22 protein-coding genes are annotated in these 18610 nt (G+C 54.0%); 11 read left to right on the top strand and 11 right to left on the bottom strand.

What is annotated here, in order from left to right:
* Positions 1-97: 97 nt before the first annotated feature.
* The 3 genes from K6R05_RS13825 to K6R05_RS13815 all read left to right on the top strand — a co-directional run bounded on the left by K6R05_RS13825 (position 98) and on the right by K6R05_RS13815 (position 2848).
* Positions 98-1195, top strand: a complete 1098-nt coding sequence (locus K6R05_RS13825) for an ABC transporter substrate-binding protein (protein ID WP_161732059.1) — start codon at positions 98-100, stop codon at positions 1193-1195.
* Positions 1196-1466: 271 nt separating this feature from the next.
* Entirely contained in the window at positions 1467-1910 is a 444-nt protein-coding gene (locus tag K6R05_RS13820; RefSeq protein WP_161732061.1) for an RcnB family protein, read from the top strand.
* Positions 1911-2011: 101 nt separating this feature from the next.
* Complete coding sequence (locus K6R05_RS13815; RefSeq protein WP_161732161.1) at positions 2012-2848, top strand: Cof-type HAD-IIB family hydrolase; 837 nt, start codon at positions 2012-2014, stop codon at positions 2846-2848.
* 79 nt (positions 2849-2927) lie between these two features.
* On the opposite strand, the gene K6R05_RS13810 is transcribed toward K6R05_RS13815, so the two are convergent.
* Positions 2928-4076, bottom strand: coding sequence for an iron-containing alcohol dehydrogenase (locus K6R05_RS13810; protein WP_161732063.1), 1149 nt, complete (start codon positions 4074-4076; stop codon positions 2928-2930).
* Between the two features lie 291 nt (positions 4077-4367).
* On the opposite strand from K6R05_RS13810, the gene gntT reads away from it, so the two are divergent.
* Entirely contained in the window at positions 4368-5684 is a 1317-nt protein-coding gene (gntT, locus tag K6R05_RS13805) for a gluconate transporter (RefSeq protein ID WP_013357083.1), read from the top strand.
* A gap of 173 nt (positions 5685-5857) precedes the next feature.
* Here gntT and K6R05_RS13800 read toward each other — a convergent pair whose 3' ends face one another.
* The gene (locus K6R05_RS13800) at positions 5858-6103 is read right to left on the bottom strand and encodes a hypothetical protein (protein ID WP_013357084.1); all 246 of its coding nucleotides are present in this window, start codon (positions 6101-6103) and stop codon (positions 5858-5860) included.
* 257 nt (positions 6104-6360) lie between these two features.
* On the opposite strand from K6R05_RS13800, the gene K6R05_RS22475 reads away from it, so the two are divergent.
* The 7 genes from K6R05_RS22475 (at position 6361) to tatE (ending at position 9874) form a co-directional block, all read left to right on the top strand.
* A complete protein-coding gene (locus K6R05_RS22475) occupies positions 6361-6444 on the top strand; it encodes a small membrane protein YohP (protein WP_441339522.1) in 84 nt (27 codons plus the stop codon).
* A 160-nt stretch (positions 6445-6604) separates the two neighbouring features.
* Positions 6605-6817 carry a hypothetical protein gene (locus K6R05_RS13795; RefSeq protein ID WP_161732065.1) on the top strand — a complete coding sequence of 71 codons (213 nt, stop codon included), beginning with the start codon at positions 6605-6607 and terminating at the stop codon, positions 6815-6817.
* Between the two features lie 591 nt (positions 6818-7408).
* The gene (gene cspE / locus K6R05_RS13790; protein WP_006118399.1) at positions 7409-7618 is read left to right on the top strand and encodes a transcription antiterminator/RNA stability regulator CspE; all 210 of its coding nucleotides are present in this window, start codon (positions 7409-7411) and stop codon (positions 7616-7618) included.
* A 227-nt stretch (positions 7619-7845) separates the two neighbouring features.
* Positions 7846-8277, top strand: a complete 432-nt coding sequence (locus K6R05_RS13785; protein ID WP_161732067.1) for a GNAT family N-acetyltransferase — start codon at positions 7846-7848, stop codon at positions 8275-8277.
* A gap of 267 nt (positions 8278-8544) precedes the next feature.
* Positions 8545-8703, top strand: coding sequence for a hypothetical protein (locus tag K6R05_RS13780; RefSeq protein WP_161732069.1), 159 nt, complete (start codon positions 8545-8547; stop codon positions 8701-8703).
* Between the two features lie 46 nt (positions 8704-8749).
* Positions 8750-9538 carry a deaminated glutathione amidase gene (locus K6R05_RS13775; RefSeq protein ID WP_222925492.1) on the top strand — a complete coding sequence of 263 codons (789 nt, stop codon included), beginning with the start codon at positions 8750-8752 and terminating at the stop codon, positions 9536-9538.
* 132 nt (positions 9539-9670) lie between these two features.
* A complete protein-coding gene (gene tatE, locus K6R05_RS13770) occupies positions 9671-9874 on the top strand; it encodes a twin-arginine translocase subunit TatE (RefSeq protein ID WP_003854033.1) in 204 nt (67 codons plus the stop codon).
* A gap of 110 nt (positions 9875-9984) precedes the next feature.
* Here tatE and lipA read toward each other — a convergent pair whose 3' ends face one another.
* The 9 genes from lipA to rsfS form a co-directional block, all read right to left on the bottom strand.
* Positions 9985-10950 (bottom strand): lipoyl synthase, encoded by a 966-nt coding sequence (lipA, locus tag K6R05_RS13765; RefSeq protein ID WP_222924373.1) that lies wholly within the window; start codon positions 10948-10950, stop codon positions 9985-9987.
* A 169-nt stretch (positions 10951-11119) separates the two neighbouring features.
* The gene (gene lipB, locus K6R05_RS13760) at positions 11120-11779 is read right to left on the bottom strand and encodes a lipoyl(octanoyl) transferase LipB (RefSeq protein ID WP_161732073.1); all 660 of its coding nucleotides are present in this window, start codon (positions 11777-11779) and stop codon (positions 11120-11122) included.
* Between the two features lie 79 nt (positions 11780-11858).
* Positions 11859-12122: a DUF493 family protein YbeD gene (gene ybeD, locus K6R05_RS13755; RefSeq protein ID WP_013357093.1), complete on the bottom strand. Its 264-nt coding sequence runs from the start codon at positions 12120-12122 to the stop codon at positions 11859-11861.
* A gap of 100 nt (positions 12123-12222) precedes the next feature.
* Positions 12223-13434, bottom strand: a complete 1212-nt coding sequence (gene dacA, locus K6R05_RS13750) for a D-alanyl-D-alanine carboxypeptidase DacA (protein ID WP_033732040.1) — start codon at positions 13432-13434, stop codon at positions 12223-12225.
* 131 nt (positions 13435-13565) lie between these two features.
* Positions 13566-14660 (bottom strand): endolytic peptidoglycan transglycosylase RlpA, encoded by a 1095-nt coding sequence (gene rlpA, locus K6R05_RS13745; RefSeq protein ID WP_222924371.1) that lies wholly within the window; start codon positions 14658-14660, stop codon positions 13566-13568.
* 10 nt (positions 14661-14670) lie between these two features.
* A complete protein-coding gene (mrdB, locus tag K6R05_RS13740; RefSeq protein ID WP_033743010.1) occupies positions 14671-15783 on the bottom strand; it encodes a peptidoglycan glycosyltransferase MrdB in 1113 nt (370 codons plus the stop codon).
* 8 nt (positions 15784-15791) lie between these two features.
* A complete protein-coding gene (mrdA, locus tag K6R05_RS13735) occupies positions 15792-17696 on the bottom strand; it encodes a peptidoglycan DD-transpeptidase MrdA (protein WP_161732077.1) in 1905 nt (634 codons plus the stop codon).
* 34 nt (positions 17697-17730) lie between these two features.
* Positions 17731-18201 (bottom strand): 23S rRNA (pseudouridine(1915)-N(3))-methyltransferase RlmH, encoded by a 471-nt coding sequence (rlmH, locus tag K6R05_RS13730; RefSeq protein WP_013357098.1) that lies wholly within the window; start codon positions 18199-18201, stop codon positions 17731-17733.
* 3 nt (positions 18202-18204) lie between these two features.
* The gene (gene rsfS, locus K6R05_RS13725; RefSeq protein WP_111139027.1) at positions 18205-18522 is read right to left on the bottom strand and encodes a ribosome silencing factor; all 318 of its coding nucleotides are present in this window, start codon (positions 18520-18522) and stop codon (positions 18205-18207) included.
* Positions 18523-18610 lie beyond the last annotated feature (88 nt).

The following is an 18610-nucleotide window of genomic DNA, read 5'->3' as shown; positions in this document are numbered from 1 at the left end:
GTCAGACGCATCTCGTCAGCAATATTTACATTTGTTACTTTTTCACATGGTAGAGTTAACGCGAATAATTATTATTCCTTTAAAGGACAGGAGAAAAATGAAAATCGGGATTGTTGCTGCCACCACGCTGTTACTGTCAACCGCCTGCGCGGCGACCACCTATCCGGTCACGGTGACCGACATGGATGGTCAGAAAATTACGCTGCAAAAGGAGCCGCAGCATGTGATTTTGCAGGATGGACGCGACGTGATGACGCTGGCCTTACTGGATCGACAGAACCCGTTTCAACGGGTGGTCGCCTGGAACAACCTGCCGAAAAAGCAGGATACCCAGACCTGGGACCTGCTGAAGCAGCGCTGGCCGCAGGCGGCATCGATTGTGGATATGGGCTTTAACGATCAGGGGCAGGTCAATCTGGAGAGCGTGCTGGCGAAGCAACCCGATCTGATGATTGCGCAGCTGCGCGCTAAACCGGCACTGGCGCAGTCGGGCGTGCTCGCGACCCTGAAAAATCTGCATATTCCGGTGCTGTTTCTGGATGATGAGCTTCATCCTAAAGAGAACACCCTGAAGAGCGTGAAAGTGTTGGGTACCGTTCTGAATCGCGAAACCGAAGCGAAAGCCTACGCTGATTTTTATCAGCAGCGCTGGCAGATGATTCAGCAAAAGATTGCCCAGGTGCCGCACAAGCCGACGGTATTTATTGAACCGATTGCCGGTAACAGCGATAACTGCTGCTTTACCCATGGTCATAACGGCTGGGGCGCGCTGGTGGAAGCGGTCGGCGGGAAAAATATTGGCTCAGCGCTGCTGCCCGGCAGTTCAGGTTTTGTGTCGCTGGAGAAGATTATTGCCATGAAGCCGGACGTGTACATCATGACCGGCTCGAAGCGTCCGAACAGTAACGTGCTGCCGTTTGGTTACGGTGCCAGTCAGACCGACGTGACCGCCACTTTTAATCGCCTGCAGAGTCGCACCGGCCTGGAGCAGATCGAACCGGTGAAACAGAAACGGGTCTATGGCGTTTATCATCATTTCTATAATCACCCATACAACATCATCGGTATGGAAATTCTGGCAAAAGATCTCTATCCGGAACTGTTCCGCGATCTGGATCCGACGGCCGATTTCCACCACATCGTAAAACAATTCACGGGATTGCCGGATGCGCCAGTGATCCTCAGCACGCCATAACCGGGTAAAGCGTCGGGGTGCGTTTCAGCACCCTGACGTTGAACAGGTTTTAACGGGTCAGCCTGAGGCGCGATGCTCAGGCTGCGCGGTTGAAATCTGAATTGCGTCAGGAAAGTTGTAAGGATATGACCCGTGTTAAGAAAGCGCTAAGCAAGCGTAATAGTGTGTAAGTTACCGGATTTTAAGACTTTTACAGATGTCCCCCGCCAGGATTATTGCCATGATGCCGGGCAACGGTGCCTGAACAGCCGTTATTTCCGGAGGCAGTATCATGAAAAAAACAACACTCACGCTTATCGCTTCACTTTTAACCTGCAGCACGCTCTTCTCTCAGGTTTCACTGGCAGACGATCATGATGACGGACACCGCATGCCTGTGCCGCATCAGAACAGTGATAAACGTTCTGAAAATCGCGGTCCTGACCAGAAACGAGACCGCGGCAATAACCGGCATGATGAGGATAATAACCATCGTGGCAGAGAATCCCGCAATGACCGTGACCATTTCGCCTGGCAGGGCCACGATTTCCGTCGCGGCCATCCTGTCCCGCAGGAATTTCGCGGCGACCGTTACCGTGTAGCCGACTGGCATGAACGCGGTCTGCGTGAACCGCCGCGTGGTTATCACTGGGCAAACATCGACGGCAACTATGTGCTGATTGCTGCTGCAACCGGAGTGATTACCGCGCTGGTGCTGAACAGCGCTCTGAATTAATCCCCCGGGGATGGCTGCGGCCATCCCTGTTTCTTTCCGTTTTGCTGCGCCAGCGGCTATCCTGAGACTCCACGCTGAAATTTCCTGTGTAAGGAGTCATGATGACGACGGTTAAGATGGTTGCGGTAGATATGGATGGCACGTTTCTGGACGATAACAAGCAGTACAACCGATCCCGCTTTCTCGCCTGCTATCAGCAACTCACCGCCCGCGACATCAAATTTGTGGTGGCCAGCGGCAATCAGTATTACCAGCTCAAATCCTTTTTCCCGGCGATCGCCAGCGATATCGCGTTTGTGGCGGAAAATGGTGCATGGATTATTGACCGTGATGAGGAGCTGTTTTGCGGTGCCTTTGAACGCTGCGATGTTGAAGCGGTAATCGGCACCCTGCAAAACGGCAACTATCCCGGCCTGCGTTACCTGCTGTGTGGTCGTAACAGCGCGTATTACTTCGACGGCATGGAAGAGAGCTGGCTGAAGAAGATGCGCCATTACTGTCACCGGCTGAAGCCGATTCATCATCTGGATGAGGTGCAGGATGACCGGCTGTTTAAGTTCGCGCTGAATCTCTCTGACGACTACATCGAGCCATTGATGGCGGATATTGAGCGACTGCACCAGGGACGCGTGGCCGCGACGTCAAGCGGTCATGGCTCGGTGGATCTGATCGTGCCGGGAAATCACAAAGCGCACGGTCTGGATCTGCTGGCAAAACGCTGGGGGATCACGCATGACCAGGTGCTGGCCTTTGGCGATGGCGGTAACGATCTGGAGATGCTGAAACAGTCCGGCTTCAGTTTTGCCATGGACAATGCGCCGCAGCGGGTGAAGCAGGCGGCACGTTATGCCGCGCCGTCTAATAATGAGCAGGGCGTGTTGCAGATCATTGAGCAGATGCTGGCAGGCGAGGGGCCTTTTGCCGCCCTGAGCCGCTGAGAATGAAGGCGCCAGGATAGCGCTGAGCTGTTGCATGACCTGCCAGCCTGGCAGGTCGAAAGGCCAGCGCGCCCCTGGATCACGCCGTGATTTGCCAGGCCTGCGCAATCATTGTCCGCATCTGTTCGCGGCTGTAATTCACCAGCGAATTTTTGCTGTTGGCACGCGCCAGAATCCACTCCACCTCAGTGCGGCTCAGCGACGGGCCATCCTGCCAGAATGGCGTGATAGCCTGCTGCTGCAGCCACTGTTTCAGAAACTGTGCCGGTGAATCTGTGGATTCGCTGAAGAGCTGCGGGTGCAGTTCCGCCATCAGCGTATGCTGCAGCGGTTGCTGGCTGTCAGACAGCAGATCCAGGAACGGAAACAGCAGGCGTCCGCACACTTCACCGTGATGGTACGGTTTAATCGCGCCCACTTCCCCGGCAATACCGTGGATCACCCCCAGACCCGCGCTGCTGAGAGTGACGCCCCCCAGCCACGATGCCATCATCATTGCTTCACGTGCCGCATCACCCGCCGCATCCTCGCGATTGAGTGCAGGCCACGCCTGAACAAACTGACGCAGACCGGTCAGCGCCAGCTGGCGGGTGAACAAGTTGCCTTTGCCGGAGAGATACGCTTCAAACAGGTGGGTAAAAGCATCGATGCCGCAGGTCGCCAGCACGTGATCAGGCGCGCCTTTCAGCAAATCCGGGTCAAGAATCGCTACCTCCGGCACAAAGACCGGATGACGCAGTGACGCTTTGATCTGAATATCCTGCTGGTCGGTTACTACCGCATTTTGCGTGACTTCGCTGCCGGTCCCGGCAGTCGTCGGGACCGCAATCAGCGGCAGCGTGATGGGCTGAACTGCGGTATCACCCACCTTCTCCAGATAGCGAGCGGTGGGCAGCGGGTGTTGGATCATGGCGCTAAAGGCTTTCGCCGCATCCAGCACGCTGCCTCCGCCAATCGCTAATACCCGATCAACATGACCACGCCAGCGGGCAACCCAGCCATCGATCTCAGCGGGCGAAGCTTCATGGCTGACAATTTCGTAGCCGAGGATGTGATCGTTGAGTTCAGCTTTTATCCGGGCATAGGCCGCCCCCTGGAGGAAAGATTGTCCGCAAAACAGCAGGGTAGGTTGTGGCCGGGCGGCCAGCAGCGGCACCAGTTTATCCAGACTGCCGCGGCCAAAGAGGGTTCGTTGATTACTGTACAGCTCACTCAGGTTCTCACTCACCAGCGCATCCTTTTTACATTTCGCTAAAATCTGAGTGTAACGAAAAGCGCGGCGCCAGCATGGGCAAACTTTCTGATAACACGCTGGCAAAAAGTTGATCATCTTCGCAAAACAGAAATTCACCGTCGGCAGGGTGGTGCTTTCCTGCGGATGTTACCCTTAACATGTTATCGGTAACAGCGTTTGTCGGGATGTGTAAGCATCTTACAGCGCACTGTTTTGTAGCCCTCAGGGGATCATGATAATAAACCGACACTGAATACCCTTCAGTGTGCAAGGTGGAGAAAACCTATGCCATTACTCTATGTGGCGATCGGCGTCGCGTTACTGCTGCTGCTGATGATTCGCTTTAAGCTTAATGGATTTATCGCGCTGATCCTGGTGGCGCTGGCGGTCGGTGTGATGCAGGGCATGCCGGTTAATAAAGTCATTACCTCAATCAAAGCGGGCGTGGGTGGCACGCTTGGCAGCCTCGCGCTGATCATGGGCTTTGGTGCCATGCTCGGTAAGTTGCTGGCCGATTGCGGCGGCGCGCAGCGTATTGCCACCACTCTGATTGAAAAATTCGGCACTAAGCATATTCAGTGGGCGCTGGTGCTGACCGGTTTTATCGTCGGCTTCGCGCTGTTCTACGAAGTTGGCTTTGTCCTGATGCTGCCGCTGGTGTTCAGCGTGGCGGCGTCTGCGCGTGTACCGCTTCTCTATGTCGGGGTACCGATGGCGGCGGCTCTTTCAGTGACGCACGGTTTTCTTCCGCCACACCCCGGCCCGACGGCTATTGCCACGCTGTTTAATGCTGACATGGGTAAAACGCTGCTGTTCGGTACGCTGCTGGGTATCCCTACGGTGATTCTGGCAGGTCCGGTTTATGCCCGTTTCCTGAAGAATATCGACAAACCGATTCCGCAGGGGCTTTACAACCCGAAAACCTTTACCGAAGCGGAAATGCCCAGCTTTGGCGTTAGCGTCTGGACGGCCCTGGTTCCGGTGGTGCTGATGGCGCTGCGTGCCGTGGCGGAGATGCTGTTGCCTAAAGGGCACGTACTGCTGCCCTATGCGGAGTTCTTTGGTGACCCGGTAATGGCAACGCTGATTGCGGTGCTGATTGCGATCTTCACCTTTGGTCTGAATCGCGGTCGTACGATGGAACAGGTGATGGACACCCTGACCGACTCGATTAAAATCATTGCCATGATGCTGCTGATCATTGGCGGTGGCGGTGCTTTCAAACAGGTGCTGGTGGACAGCGGCGTGGATAAATATATCGCCAGCATGATGCACTCTACCCAGCTCTCACCCATCTTTATGGCCTGGTCGATTGCTGCCGTGCTGCGTATTGCCCTGGGGTCTGCCACGGTAGCGGCGATTACCGCTGGTGGCATCGTGGCACCGTTGATTGTCACAAGTGGTGCCAGCCCGGAACTGATGGTGATCGCTGTGGGGTCCGGCAGCGTGATCTTCTCACACGTTAATGACCCTGGCTTCTGGCTGTTCAAAGAGTATTTCAACCTGACGATTGGCGAAACCATTCGCTCCTGGTCGGCACTGGAGACCATTATTTCGGTCTGTGGTCTGGTAGGTTGCCTGCTGCTCTCCTGGGCGATTTAACCTCTGGCCGCTGGCAGGCCTGCCAGCGGCACTCCGCTTTTGCTTCTCTCCAGCCCGTTTGCTTGTTTATCGCGGACGGCATCGTTGGCCATTTATTCACAGCCCATAACCACGACGATAAAAAGGGCCGCAAAGCGCGGCCCACAGGTCTGTAACCGTGTAAATCTGGCCCCTTAATGAGGTGGTTCAAATCCGGCTTTGACCATCTGTTCCCGCAGCGCACGCGCAATTTCACGGTTGCCGCCGGTGACCGGATAGATAACGTTGTTTACCACATCATCAAGATAGTGCTCGTCAAACTCCTGCATAGAGAGCTGCGTGCCGCCTTCATCGTTGATGGCGAAAGAACCTTTGATGTGGTTACCGCTGTTTTTTGCCTTGAGGCTGTAGCGGCCCATGCTGGTATTAATCGTGCTCATAAGATCTCCTCGCGACTCATTTTCAATCTCATCACTACTAAGGCATGCCTTACCGCCTGAATTTTAGCCAGGAGTAGTCTGTAAAACGAAGAAAGAGGGCCGGTAAAAAGTGGTGTTGCGATCGTTATCTCAGAACATAAATAAAAGCGAAATCTGCTGAACTTATGAGCAGTTGAACCCTGAGTGAAGCAGCATGACATATTTTTCTGTCTATACTGCTTACAGGAAAAATGTTTAATCAGTGAGGGGAAAAGGAAATGAAAATTATTCTGTGGATTATCGCGATCATATTCGTCGTGGGCTTGCTGACCCTGACAGGGGTGTTCAAACTGATTTTCTGATGTCATATTTTTTTAAAGCTTCAGCGACAGCGGGCACCTAATCAGGTGCCCGCGCTGTTTTCTGGCTGGCCAGCAGATAGTGCGTAATGGGATCTATCGGCGTATTGGGCAGCAGATCCTGCGACCCCAGCGGCTTTTTACAGCTTGCGCAGCAGGCACCATGAAAGTTGCGATCACCTTCTCTGTAATCAGTAAATATGAACCTGGCGCTTCCACACTGGGTACAGCGTATTTTCATCACCATCTTAGGTTTATCCTCCATTTCACTGAGCATTCACCCATGCCCGTCCCTGACATCTTAAGAAAAATTTATCTATTGCAGCGCAATATTATTCCGGCCTGCAGTGAGGAAAGTAGTGGCTTATCAGGTTAATTGTTTGTTGCCAAATGCGAATTTATTCTCTAAAAGGCAGTTCATTGATCCTGCTCAATGTTTATGGTTTTTTGTCTGACTTATCCGCGAATAGCCTGCTCTGACTGGGCTGAACAGCGCTCGGAATTAAATTTTCCCGAAAAAACCGGCTTCGGGGTGCGGAAAAAATGCGCTGTTGTGATCATTAAAAGGTCAGAATTACAGCGGTGCCCGGTAACGCCTGAAAAAACATGCGTGTTTCAGGTTTTTTACATGCCTGATAAAAGTGGAAAATAGTGCTGTTTTGCCAGCTAAAGTGTCAGGAAAAGCAGGTGCAACTCTTAATGAGATTTTTCTTTTTAACGTGAATGGCATATCTGTATGAAATAAAAAAGATATGCCTTTCCAGCGGGTTAGCGTGTGGGAACAGCCCCATCCGCGTTACCCGTTCAGGCGGGTTTCGCAAGTTGAAAAGCAGGAAAGTGTGATGGATGCACAGAAAGTCGATATTTATCACTTTTTCATCAAATCATGCTGGACAAATCCCTCCACAATTGCTGTACTAGACAGCGACACAGTTTAGTGTCCATTTTTCATGTAAAGGTAATATAGATGTCTAAGATCAAAGGTAACGTTAAGTGGTTTAATGAATCTAAAGGATTCGGTTTCATTACTCCTGAAGATGGCAGCAAAGATGTATTCGTACATTTCTCTGCAATCCAGAGCAACGGCTTCAAAACTCTGGCTGAAGGTCAGCGCGTAGAGTTTGAAATCACCGACGGTGCTAAAGGCCCATCTGCTGCTAACGTTATCAGTCTGTAAGTTAACAGTCAGAATTCTAAAAACCCGCCTTATGGCGGGTTTTTTTATGCCTGTCATCTGCACTTCATCCTCTTCATCGTACCCTCTGCATCGTCCCTGAGGCCGCACAAACTGCGCGGCGGCTCACAATAAATCCTCGTAACATATTCATAACAACCCGGCATACAGCTTTTTAGCGTGTGACGCTATATAACTGAGCGACAGAATCTGGTGAGTGAGGAGGCAGGATGAAGATACGTCAGGCGGAGTTAAAAGACAGTTTTGCGTTGAGTGCCCTGTTAAGCGAGTTAGGCTACGGCGGTACCGAAAGCTTTATTGAACAGCGCCTGGCACAGTTATGCAGCGATCCCAGTGAAGTATTGCTGGTGGCTGAACATGGCAGCCAGGTGCTGGGTTTCCTTTCCCTCCATTTTATCCCTCAGCTTGCCCTGGCCGGCGATTTCGCCCGCATCAGCTATTTCTGCATTGCAGAAGGTGAGCGCAGTAAAGGCGTCGGCCAGCAGCTGCTTCAGCACGCTGAAACGCTGGCTGCGCGTCATGGCTGCGACCGTATGGAAGTTCATTGCCATCAGTCACGTCTTAAGGCGAATCAGTTCTACGCTCGCGAAGGCTATACTGAGTCACCCTGTTATCTCATCAAAGATCTGCAAGTGGGTTAACTTCCCGACCAGAGTGACGACCCGCACGTCGGCGATATTTTTCCACAGTGCCTTCCTGAGGCTGGCGACAGAAATGATGACTGATCGCTGCATCCTGTGCCTGTCAGCACTTTCTGCTTTCACGGTGGCAACCGGACAGCAGAAACGGTTGCCGTGAGGGTTCGCTCTCTGGCGGACAGCAGGCCTCTGCAAACCGGTGGCACGCTGTCGAAGGTAAAGCCATACACAGGCCGCCAGCACTATTAAGCTGGGGGGGGGCGAGCATACATGAATAAGGACGATACGTTGCCGTGGCTGGCTAAGGATTTGCGGTGCATGACGCAGGAATGTCTGCTTTGCTGGCAGCACAATGGTTTTAGCGCCAATGAGAAGATGATGGCTCACGCCGAATACGGGCACTATCAGCAGGGGCTGATCCACCGATAACTGACGCCGGGAGTAATATTGCCGGCGCTGCAGGAGAAGAACAATGATGAAAGTGGCGTTAGGGCAATTTGCAGTGAGCCGTGAATGGCAGGAGAACGCTGATACCTGTCTGGACTTAATGCAGCGGGCGGCAGAAGGCGGCGCCGATTTGCTGGTGCTGCCGGAAGCGGTGCTGGCGCGCGATAATGCCGATCCCGATTTAGTGGTGAAGGCGGCGCAGCCACTGGATGGCCCTTTCCTCAGCCAGTTGCTGGCCACCAGTGAACACAATGCGCTGACTACCATAATGAGCGTTCATGTTCCCACCGGGCAGCATAAAGCGCTCAACGTGCTGGTGGCTATTCGTAAGGGTAAAATCATCGCCGCCTATGAAAAGCTGCATCTGTACGATGCCTTTGCGATGCAGGAGTCACAGCGGGTCAATCCGGGCCACATCATTCCGCCGCTGATTGACGTCGCGGGAATGACAGTCGGATTGATGACCTGCTATGACGTGCGCTTCCCGGAACTGGCGCGTCGGCTGGCGCTGGATGGTGCGCAAGTGCTGGTGCTCCCTGCTGCATGGGTAAAAGGTCCGCTTAAAGAGATGCACTGGGAGCTGTTGACCCGTGCCCGTGCGCTGGAGAACACCTGTTATATGGTGGCGGTAGGTGAGTGTGGTCCACGCAATATTGGTAATAGTCTGGTCGTCGATCCACTGGGCGTGGCGGTGGCAAATGCGGCTGAGTCTCCGGCACTGCTGTTTGCCGATCTTGATCCTGAGCGTATTGCCTATGCCCGCCGGGTATTACCGGTTCTTGAAAACCGGCGTTTTGAACGGCCTGAGCTGAAGTGATTGCCTGAACCGGGAAACACCACATATTCGCTACAGCAAAGATCTTACTCTGTTACAGATTCCAGTTGTCGTCACAGGCAAACTGCGCGTAAATAACAGTCACCGTGATTCAATAAAGTCGAAAGGTTAAATATGGAAGGTATCAGTATTGCCAAGCTGCTGATTATCGGTGCGCTTATCGTACTGCTTTTTGGTACCAACAAGTTGCGCTCACTGGGCGGCGATCTGGGCTCTGCAATCAAAGGCTTCAAGAAAGCCATGAAAGATGAAGATACCAGCGCAACCCGAACGACGGCAGAAGACGTGCCAGCAGAACGCGTCGTTCATAAAGATTAATCGGTTATTTGCTGCAAATAACTGTTACTTTTTATTTCAGGCACATCTAAAAAAACCAGGCTGTTTCCAGTCTGGTTTTTTGTTTTCACTCTTCTGACCGCAAAGGCTACTTATTTCACTTCTTCGCCTTTAGCCTGCATATCCGCATGATAGGAGGAGCGGACAAACGGACCGCACGCGGCATGGGTAAAGCCCATCGCCATCGCTTCTGCTTTCATCTCATCGAATTCGGCCGGGCTGACGTAGCGCTGAACCGGCAGGTGATGGCGGCTCGGCTGCAGATACTGTCCCAGCGTCAGCATGGTGACGCCGTGGCGACGCAGATCGCGCATTACCTCAACGATTTCGGCATTGGTTTCACCCAGGCCCACCATCAGACCCGATTTGGTCGGAACATCAGGATGAGCTTCTTTAAAACGCTCCAGCAGCTTCAGTGACCACTCGTAGTTCGCGCCTGGACGCACCTGACGGTAGACGCGCGGTACGTTTTCCAGGTTGTGGTTAAACACATCTGGTGGCGTCGCGGTGAGAATCTCCAGCGCACGATCCATACGGCCACGGAAGTCCGGCACCAGCGTTTCAATTTTAATGGTAGGATTTTTTTCACGAATCGCGCTGATGCAGTCGGCAAAGTGCTGAGCGCCGCCATCACGCAAATCATCGCGGTCCACCGAGGTGATCACCACGTAGCGCAGGCCCATATCGGCAATCGTCTGTGCCAGTTTTGCGGGTTCGTTGGCATCAGGCGCATTAGGACGGCCATGAGCCACATCGCAGAACGGACAACGACGGGTGCAGATTGCGCCAAGAATCATAAAGGTGGCGGTGCCGTGGTTAAAGCATTCGGCCAGGTTAGGGCAGGATGCCTCTTCACAGACCGAGTGCAGGCCGTTATTGCGCATCGCGGCTTTGATGCCCTGAATACGACTGGAGTCGGCTGGCAGCTTGATTTTCATCCATTCCGGCTTACGCAACATCTCCTGCCGTTCAACAGCCACGGTTTTTACCGGGATCAGCGCCATTTTGTCTGCGTCACGATATTTGACGCCGCGTTCCATCTGAATTGGTTTACTCATAAATCAGCAGGTTCCGGTCGGATTGCGATTTGAAAGCGTTCCCACTCAAACCGGGAAGGGGGCTTTCAACTTTATTTGAAAAAAGTGCAAAAATTATATCATCACATCGCCTGCGAAGCAGCCATAGTCAGCGCGGATACGTTACATATTTGTAAATTCGCATTCTGCGTTAAGGCTTAACAGGGAGTTCGCCTGCGATCCATTCAACATTTTCATAACCTGCCAGCCGCGCAAACGCACTGACCAGTGGGGAACGCACCTGCTCTGTGGTCACGTCGGGCTGAAAATGTTTCAACTGGGTCATGCTCATCCCGGCGTAACCACAGGGGTTGATGCGCAGAAAAGGAGATAAATCCATGGCAACATTCAGCGCCAGGCCGTGAAACGAGCAGCCTTTGCGAATGCGTAATCCCAGCGAGCAGATCTTCTCTTCACCGACATAGACGCCGGGTGCATCTGCGCGGGCGCGGGCGCTGACGCCGAACTCTGCCAGAGTGGCGATCACCGTCTCTTCCAGAATAGTCACCAGCTGGCGCACGCCGAGCTTACGGCGTTTTACATCAATCAGGACATACATGACCTGTTGTCCCGGCCCGTGATAGGTGACCTGACCGCCACGATCGCTCTGCACCACGGGAATATCGCCTGGCATCAGAAGATGTTCTGCTTTTCCCGCCTGACCCTGAGTAAAGACCGGAGGATGTTCGACCAGCCAGATTTCATCACGACTCTGGTCGTCGCGCTGGTCAGTATACTGGTGCATGGCGTCGGAGACAGGTTGCCAGTCACGCAGACCGGACTGACGGACAAAGAGGGTTTCAACTGACAAAGCGATAGCCCGCTAAAGGAAAAACGCTGAGGATAACGTCGGCAAACCGTCAGGCAGAGGCGCCTTGCCGACCCGTAAATTACAGTACCATCCGCACAATTTCGATCTGGCCCAGCTCTTCGTACAGGCGTTCGACCTGCTCGATGTGAGTGGCGTTGATAGTGATGTTTACGGAGTGATAGTTGCCTTTGCTGCTCGGCTTAACTTCAGGGCTGTAATCGCCGGGCGCATGACGTTGCACCACTTCAACCACTTGATCAACCAGCTCCGGTTGCGCCAGACCCATTACTTTGTAGGTAAACGGGGTAGGAAATTCGAGCAGCTCATTCAGTTTGGTTTTCATATTAACTCCGGTGCATAAAAAACAGGCTCCCGCCTGAGCGGGAGCATCATAATATCTGGTAATGGGGACGAAAGGGTGATTTTTCAATCACCCTTTACGCTTAACCGAACCAGTGATGGAACATCAGTTTGATGTAATCCACGATACGGCCAAAGAAACCACCCTCAGAGATTTCGTTCAGCACCACCAGTGGACGCTGTTCGATAGTCTTGCCATCCAGCTGGAAGTTGATGCTGCCGACAACCTGGTTTTTCTTCAGTGGGGCATGCAGTTCCGTGTTGGTCAGCACATAGCTGGCTTTCAGATCTTTCATACGGCCACGTGGAATGGTCAGGTAAGCATCTTTTTCCACGCCCAGCTGCACACGGTCATTATCACCGAACCAGACCGGCTCAGAGGCGAACTCTTTACCCGCTTTCAGTGGCGCAACGGTTTCAAAGAAACGGAAGCCCCAGGTGAGCAGTTTTTTGCTCTCGGTTTCACGGCCTTTAAAGGTATGACCGCCCATGACGGCAGAAATCAGGCGCATCTGGCCTTCAGTCGCGGACGCCACCAGGTTGTAACCGGCAGAGTTAGTGTGGCCGGTTTTAATACCGTCCACATTCAGGTTGGTATCCCACAGCAGACCGTTACGGTTCATCTGACGGATGTTGTTGAAGGTGAACTCTTTCTCTTTATAGACAGCGTACTCTTCCGGCACGTCGCGGATCAGCGCCTGACCGATCAACGCCATGTCGCGCGCGGAGCTGTACTGACCTTCAGCGTCCAGGCCATGCACTGTCCCGAAATGGGTATTCTGCAGGCCAATCGCTTTGACGTAGTTGTTCATCAGATTAACGAACGCATCCTGGCTGCCGGCGACATAGTCAGCCATCGCAACACAGGCGTCATTACCCGACTGCAGTACAATTCCACGAGTCAGCTGAGAGACCGGTACGCGGTCGCCTGGCTTCAGGAACATCAGGGAGGAACCTTTGAACACCGGGTTGCCGGTCGCCCAGGCATCCGGACCCACAGTGACCATATCGTCCTGATGAATTTTGCCCGCTTTCACGGCCTGACCAATGACATAGCTGGTCATCATCTTGGTCAGACTGGCAGGATCGCGGCGTGCATCGGCGTTTTTCTCTGCCAGCACTTTACCCGAGTTGTAGTCGATAAGGACATACGCTTCGGCATCAATGTCCGGCACGCCCGGAATCATGGTCTTGAGATTGACGTCATCAGCAATAGCAGCATGGCTGAGAGAGAAAGCGATCAGTGATCCCACTGTCAGGCGTTTCAGCAAACGAGATGATTTCAGCGTGTTCATGTGTAGGACTACAACATCCGTGAGTTTGAGGTTAAAAATGTCACTCATCATACCCAATGCCAGTGAGTCTGGCACCGGGCGTGATGATTGGGTTGTTAGCAGACGTAACGTGTCGCTGTCTGAGAAACCGATCAGCGACGCGTATTAGTAATAAATGAGGCTGTCTGGCCTTCACTGCTCAGGCGCTGTTGCAGCGCAGCCGCTTCGGCACGGGAGCTGTAACCGCCGAGCTGAACGCGATAAACGTTGTTGCCCGCGTCTTCGACCTTGCCGGGCACACCATAACGCTGGCTCAGGCTTTTCATCATCTGCTGAGCACGCGCCGGGTCATTCAGTGCACCAACCTGCACGACATAGCCGGCTGCGGCACCACTGCTGGCTGCCGGCGCGGCGCTGGCGGCGACCGGAGTAGCACTGCTGGCGACCGGTGCAGTGACGGGCGCCGTGGTGGATGGTTCATTACCTTCCAGCACGCCGTTCGCTAATGGCTGAGGTGCGCCAAGAAAGCCGCTGCTCTGTACCGGCGCGCCCATGTTGTCACCGCCCTGCAGCGTGCTGTTACTGATGGCTTCTACGTTTTGGGCAGGGGGTTCAGCGTTTGCGGCGCTGCCGCCATTCATCACCGCACCCCCACTCAGGTCCGGACGGGCAGGCAGTGAGTAGCTCTGTTTGGCTACCACAGTTCCGATGGTGCCTGGGCCAGAGAGCGTACCGTCGGGAGCCACCTTGATATAGTCGACCCGCACCCGTGAATTATTGGAAATGTTCAGTCGGTCACCGGCTGCCCGCGACAGGTCGATAATGCGTCCTGGCGTGTAAGGGCCGCGATCGTTAACGCGCACCACAATCTGACGACCGTTCGCGATATTGGTTACGCGCACATACCCCGGGAGCGGCAGAGTAGGGTGGGCGGCCGTCAGCGCATCGGGATCGTAGGCTTCGCCGGTAGCGGTTCGGTTGCCCTGCGCCTCTTCGCCGTACCAGGTGGCCAGGCCGACTTCGCTGTAGTTCGACGGATCTTTGATGATGCGATAGTTTTTGCCGTTAACGCTGTAATCCTGGCTGGTGCCCGGATTGATCGGCTCATAACGAGGCTCAACGCCTGGAATCTCTACTACCGGCCCATTGTAAGCCGGTTGCGGCGGCGCCGTATTTTGGGGTTCGGGCGTGGTACAGGCCGCCAGAACCAGTGATGCCAGTGCAACGCCAAGCCATTCCTTACGCATCTGCAGCCTCTTAGACACTTTTAGATAACATTTTTCGGTGAGTGTGGATCGACATCACAATGCCGAATCCCGCCATAAGCACGATAAGCGCGGAGCCGCCATAACTGACCAGCGGCAGCGGCACGCCAACTACCGGTAAGATACCACTAACCATGCCAATGTTAACGAAAACATAAACGAATAAAATCAGCATTAAACCGCCCGCCATGACGCGGCCAAAGGTGGTCTGCGCGCGGGCTGCTACCACCAGTCCCCGCATGATCAGCAGAAGATAGAGGGCCAGCAGCAGCAGTACGCCGACCAGCCCTAACTCTTCGGCCAGAACCGCGAAGATAAAGTCAGTATGACGTTCCGGCAAAAACTCCAGCTGAGACTGGGTGCCCTGTAGCCAGCCCTTGCCGCGCAGTCCGCCCGACCCGATGGCGATTTTCGACTGGATAATGTGATAACCCGCGCCCAGCGGATCCGTTTCCGGGTCGAGCAGCATCATGACGCGGTCACGCTGATAGTCGTGCATCAGGAAGAACCACAGAATCGGGATAAACGCGGCGACCAACAGTACCGCCACGCTAATCAGTTTCCAGCTCATCCCTGAGAGGAACAGCACAAACAGGCCTGAGGCGGCAATCAGAATCGAGGTGCCGAGATCGGGCTGTGCGGCCACCAGCAGGGTAGGCAGGAAGATCAGAATCAGTGCAATACCGGTATTTTTCAGCGTCGGCGGACAGACATCGCGATTAATAAAGCGCGCCACCATCAGTGGCACCGCGATTTTGGCAATCTCAGAAGGCTGAAAGCGAACAAAGCCAAGATCGAGCCAGCGCTGTGCGCCTTTACTGATCTGACCAAAAGCATCCACCGCCACCAGCAGAATGACGCAGACAATATAGAGATAGGGTGCCCAGCCTTCATAAACGCGCGGCGGCACCTGCGCCAGCACAATCATGATGACCAGACCCATCGCGATCTGACCGAGTTTACGCTCCATCATGCCGGGATCCTGTCCGCTGGCACTCCAGATCACCACGGCGCTGTAAGTCAGCAGCGCGAGAATGATCAGCATAAACATCGGATCGATGTGGATGCGCATCCAGATCGATCGTTTCTGCGGACTATCTTGCATCGACATGTTTATTCACCTTCATAACCGGGCGGCACAGGGGCGGCGTCCGGCAGAACTGTATTGTTATCACCCAACATAATGTGATCCAGAATCTGGCGCATCACGGTGCCGACAGCCGGACCGGCGCCACCGTTCTCCAGAATGATGGTCACAGCCACCCGAGGTTTGTCATAAGGGGCAAACGCGGTCATTAATTTATGGTCGCGCAATCGTTCAGCAATTCTATGGGCGTTATAGGTTTCGTTCTCTTTCAGGCCAAAAACCTGTGCCGTACCGGATTTGGCGGCGATTTTATAAGGGGCATCAGCAAAGCTTTTGTGCGCGGTGCCGTTGGGGCGATTCGCCACGCCGTACATGCCATCTTTGGCGATTTCCCAGTAGCCGGAATGGATATCACCAATCGGGGCCCCAGGCGGCTGGCGATAGGGCACCAGAGTTCGGCCTTCGCGGGTGGCGCGCAGCATGTGTGGCACCTTGACGACGCCATCGTTGATCAGAATCATCATCGCTTTGTTCATCTGCAGCGGGGTCGCCGTCCAGTAACCCTGGCCGATTCCCACCGGAATGGTGTCACCCTGATACCACGGCTTTTTAAAGCGCTTCTGCTTCCACTCGCGGGTCGGCATGTTACCGGCGCTCTCCTGCGGTAAGTCAATGCCGGTACGGCTGCCGTAACCAAATTTATTCATCCATTCTGACAGGCGGTCAATACCCATGTCGTAGGCGACCTGATAGAAGAAGGTATCGGCAGACTCCTCCAGCGCTTTGGTGACGTTAAGACGACCATGACCCCACTTTTTCCAGTCGCGGAAGCGCTTCTCTGAACCGGGAAGCTGCCACCAGCCAGGATCAAACAGGCTGGTATTACGGTTAATCACGCCAGCACTCAGCGCAGAAACTGCTACATAGGGTTTAACCGTCGAGGCCGGTGGATAAGCCGCCTGAATTGCACGGTTATAGAGAGGGCGATTTTCATCTTCCAGCAGGCCGCGATAATCCTTGCTGGAAATACCGTCGACAAATAAGTTTGCATCGTAACTGGGTGTGGAGACCATGGCGAGAATTTCGCCGGTGCGCGGATCGCTGACGACAACAGCGGCGCGACTGCCCGCCAGCAGGGTCTCGACATACTGCTGCAGTTTGAGATCGATAGTCAGATAGATATCACGGCCTGCCTGAGGTGACTCCTCATGCAGCTGGCGAATGACACGGCCACGGTTGTTGACCTCAACCTCTTCAAAGCCCGTTTTGCCATGCAGCAGACTTTCGTAATACGCTTCGATGCCCAGCTTGCCGATATCGTGCGTCGCGGCGTAGTTAGGCCATATGCCTTCTTTGTCGAGGCGTGCAACGTCACGATCGTTAATTTTTGAGACGTAACCGACCACATGCGTTAGCGTGGCACCGTAGGGGTAGTAGCGGCGCTGATAACCTTTAACTTCCACGCCGGGAAAGCGGTACTGATTGACCGCAAAGCGTGCCACCTGAACTTCATTCAGACCGGTTTTAACCGGAATGGAGGTAAAGCGACGCGAGCGTTTTCGCTCTTTCTGGAAGTTTTCCAGGTCTTCGTCCGTCAGCTCAAGCACCGGGCGTAAGTTTTCCAGCGTCTGCTGCAGGTTATCGACTTTCTCCGGCACCAGTTCTGCCTGATAGATGGTGCGGTTCAGTGCGAGCGGCGTGCCGGTGCGATCGTAAATAATGCCGCGGCTGGGTGCGACAGGCACCAGTTTAATGCGGTTCTGATTGGAGCGGGTGCTGTAATCATCGAAGCGAAGAATCTGCAGGTGGTATAGGTTAACCACCAGGATTGAAGAGAGCAGTAAGATACCGACGAAGGCGATGAACGCCCGACGGACAAAGAGTTTCTGTTCGGCGCTGTAATCGCGAAAGGCGTTGCTTTGTAATTTCATCCGCTACTTGTCATGTCTGATGTGGGCTGATCGGTCATTCACGATGATAAGGATGATTAGTCGTTATACTCCAGGCCCGATACAGACTTTCGGCCACCAGCACGCGCACCAGCGGATGAGGCAACGTCAATGCTGACAGTGACCAGCTCTGCTCTGCCGCCGCTTTACAGGCGGGGGCCAGGCCTTCAGGCCCGCCGATCAGCAGGCTGACATCGCGACCATCCAGCTTCCAGCGTTCAAGCTGCTGCGCCAGCTGCGGGGTTTCCCACGGTTGACCCGGAATATCCAGCGTGACGATGCGATTGCCTTTGCCGACCGCCGCTAACATCGCTTCACCCTCTTTTTCAAGGATGCGTTTGATATCAGCATTTTTGCCGCGTTTACCTGCGGTCACTTCGGTCAGCTCAAACGGCATATCTTTCGGGAAGCGGCGCAAATACTCCATGAAACCGGTCTGCACCCAGTCGGGCATTTTTGTGCCGACGGCAACAAGTTGCAGTTTCACCGATTAGCTCCAGAGTTTTTCCAGCTCATACAGCTGGCGACTCTCTTCCTGCATCACATGTACGATGACATCACCCAGATCAACCACAACCCAGTCTGCCGCGCTTTTACCTTCAATGCCTAATGGCATCAGGCCTGCTAAACGGGACTCCTGCTCAACGTGTTCTGCGATCGACGTCACATGACGCGTGGAGGTGCCGGTGCAGATGATCATGAAATCGGTGATGCTGGATTTGCCCTGAACGTCGATGGTGACAATGTCCTGGCCTTTGAGATCATCAATCTTATCAATAACGAACTCTTGGAGTGCTTTACCTTGCAAAAGGTTCCCCTTGGAATCTGGTGGTATCGGGCCGGCTGTAAGCCCGGAGAGTGCAGCCAAAAATTTAAGCGGCGCAGTATAGCATGCC

Source organism: Pantoea alfalfae (genome assembly GCF_019880205.1).
GTDB lineage: Bacteria > Pseudomonadota > Gammaproteobacteria > Enterobacterales > Enterobacteriaceae > Pantoea > Pantoea alfalfae.
This window is presented reverse-complemented; position numbering and strand designations above follow the sequence as displayed.

Bases quoted from the DNA above. Each gene is read 5' to 3' on its own strand.
- K6R05_RS13825 (WP_161732059.1), top strand. From the start codon at position 98: ATGAAAATCGGGATTGTTGCTGCCACCACGCTGTTACTGTCAACCGCC.
- K6R05_RS13820 (WP_161732061.1), top strand. From the start codon at position 1,467: ATGAAAAAAACAACACTCACGCTTATCGCTTCACTTTTAACCTGCAGC.
- K6R05_RS13815 (WP_161732161.1), top strand. From the start codon at position 2,012: ATGACGACGGTTAAGATGGTTGCGGTAGATATGGATGGCACGTTTCTG.
- gntT (WP_013357083.1), top strand. From the start codon at position 4,368: ATGCCATTACTCTATGTGGCGATCGGCGTCGCGTTACTGCTGCTGCTG.
- K6R05_RS13800 (WP_013357084.1), bottom strand. From the start codon at position 6,103: ATGAGCACGATTAATACCAGCATGGGCCGCTACAGCCTCAAGGCAAAA.
- K6R05_RS22475 (WP_441339522.1), top strand. From the start codon at position 6,361: ATGAAAATTATTCTGTGGATTATCGCGATCATATTCGTCGTGGGCTTG.
- K6R05_RS13795 (WP_161732065.1), top strand. From the start codon at position 6,605: ATGAAAGTTGCGATCACCTTCTCTGTAATCAGTAAATATGAACCTGGC.
- cspE (WP_006118399.1), top strand. From the start codon at position 7,409: ATGTCTAAGATCAAAGGTAACGTTAAGTGGTTTAATGAATCTAAAGGA.
- K6R05_RS13785 (WP_161732067.1), top strand. From the start codon at position 7,846: ATGAAGATACGTCAGGCGGAGTTAAAAGACAGTTTTGCGTTGAGTGCC.
- K6R05_RS13780 (WP_161732069.1), top strand. From the start codon at position 8,545: ATGAATAAGGACGATACGTTGCCGTGGCTGGCTAAGGATTTGCGGTGC.
- K6R05_RS13775 (WP_222925492.1), top strand. From the start codon at position 8,750: ATGAAAGTGGCGTTAGGGCAATTTGCAGTGAGCCGTGAATGGCAGGAG.
- tatE (WP_003854033.1), top strand. From the start codon at position 9,671: ATGGAAGGTATCAGTATTGCCAAGCTGCTGATTATCGGTGCGCTTATC.
- lipA (WP_222924373.1), bottom strand. From the start codon at position 10,950: ATGAGTAAACCAATTCAGATGGAACGCGGCGTCAAATATCGTGACGCA.
- ybeD (WP_013357093.1), bottom strand. From the start codon at position 12,122: ATGAAAACCAAACTGAATGAGCTGCTCGAATTTCCTACCCCGTTTACC.
- dacA (WP_033732040.1), bottom strand. From the start codon at position 13,434: ATGAACACGCTGAAATCATCTCGTTTGCTGAAACGCCTGACAGTGGGA.
- rlpA (WP_222924371.1), bottom strand. From the start codon at position 14,660: ATGCGTAAGGAATGGCTTGGCGTTGCACTGGCATCACTGGTTCTGGCG.
- mrdB (WP_033743010.1), bottom strand. From the start codon at position 15,783: ATGCAAGATAGTCCGCAGAAACGATCGATCTGGATGCGCATCCACATC.
- mrdA (WP_161732077.1), bottom strand. From the start codon at position 17,696: ATGAAATTACAAAGCAACGCCTTTCGCGATTACAGCGCCGAACAGAAA.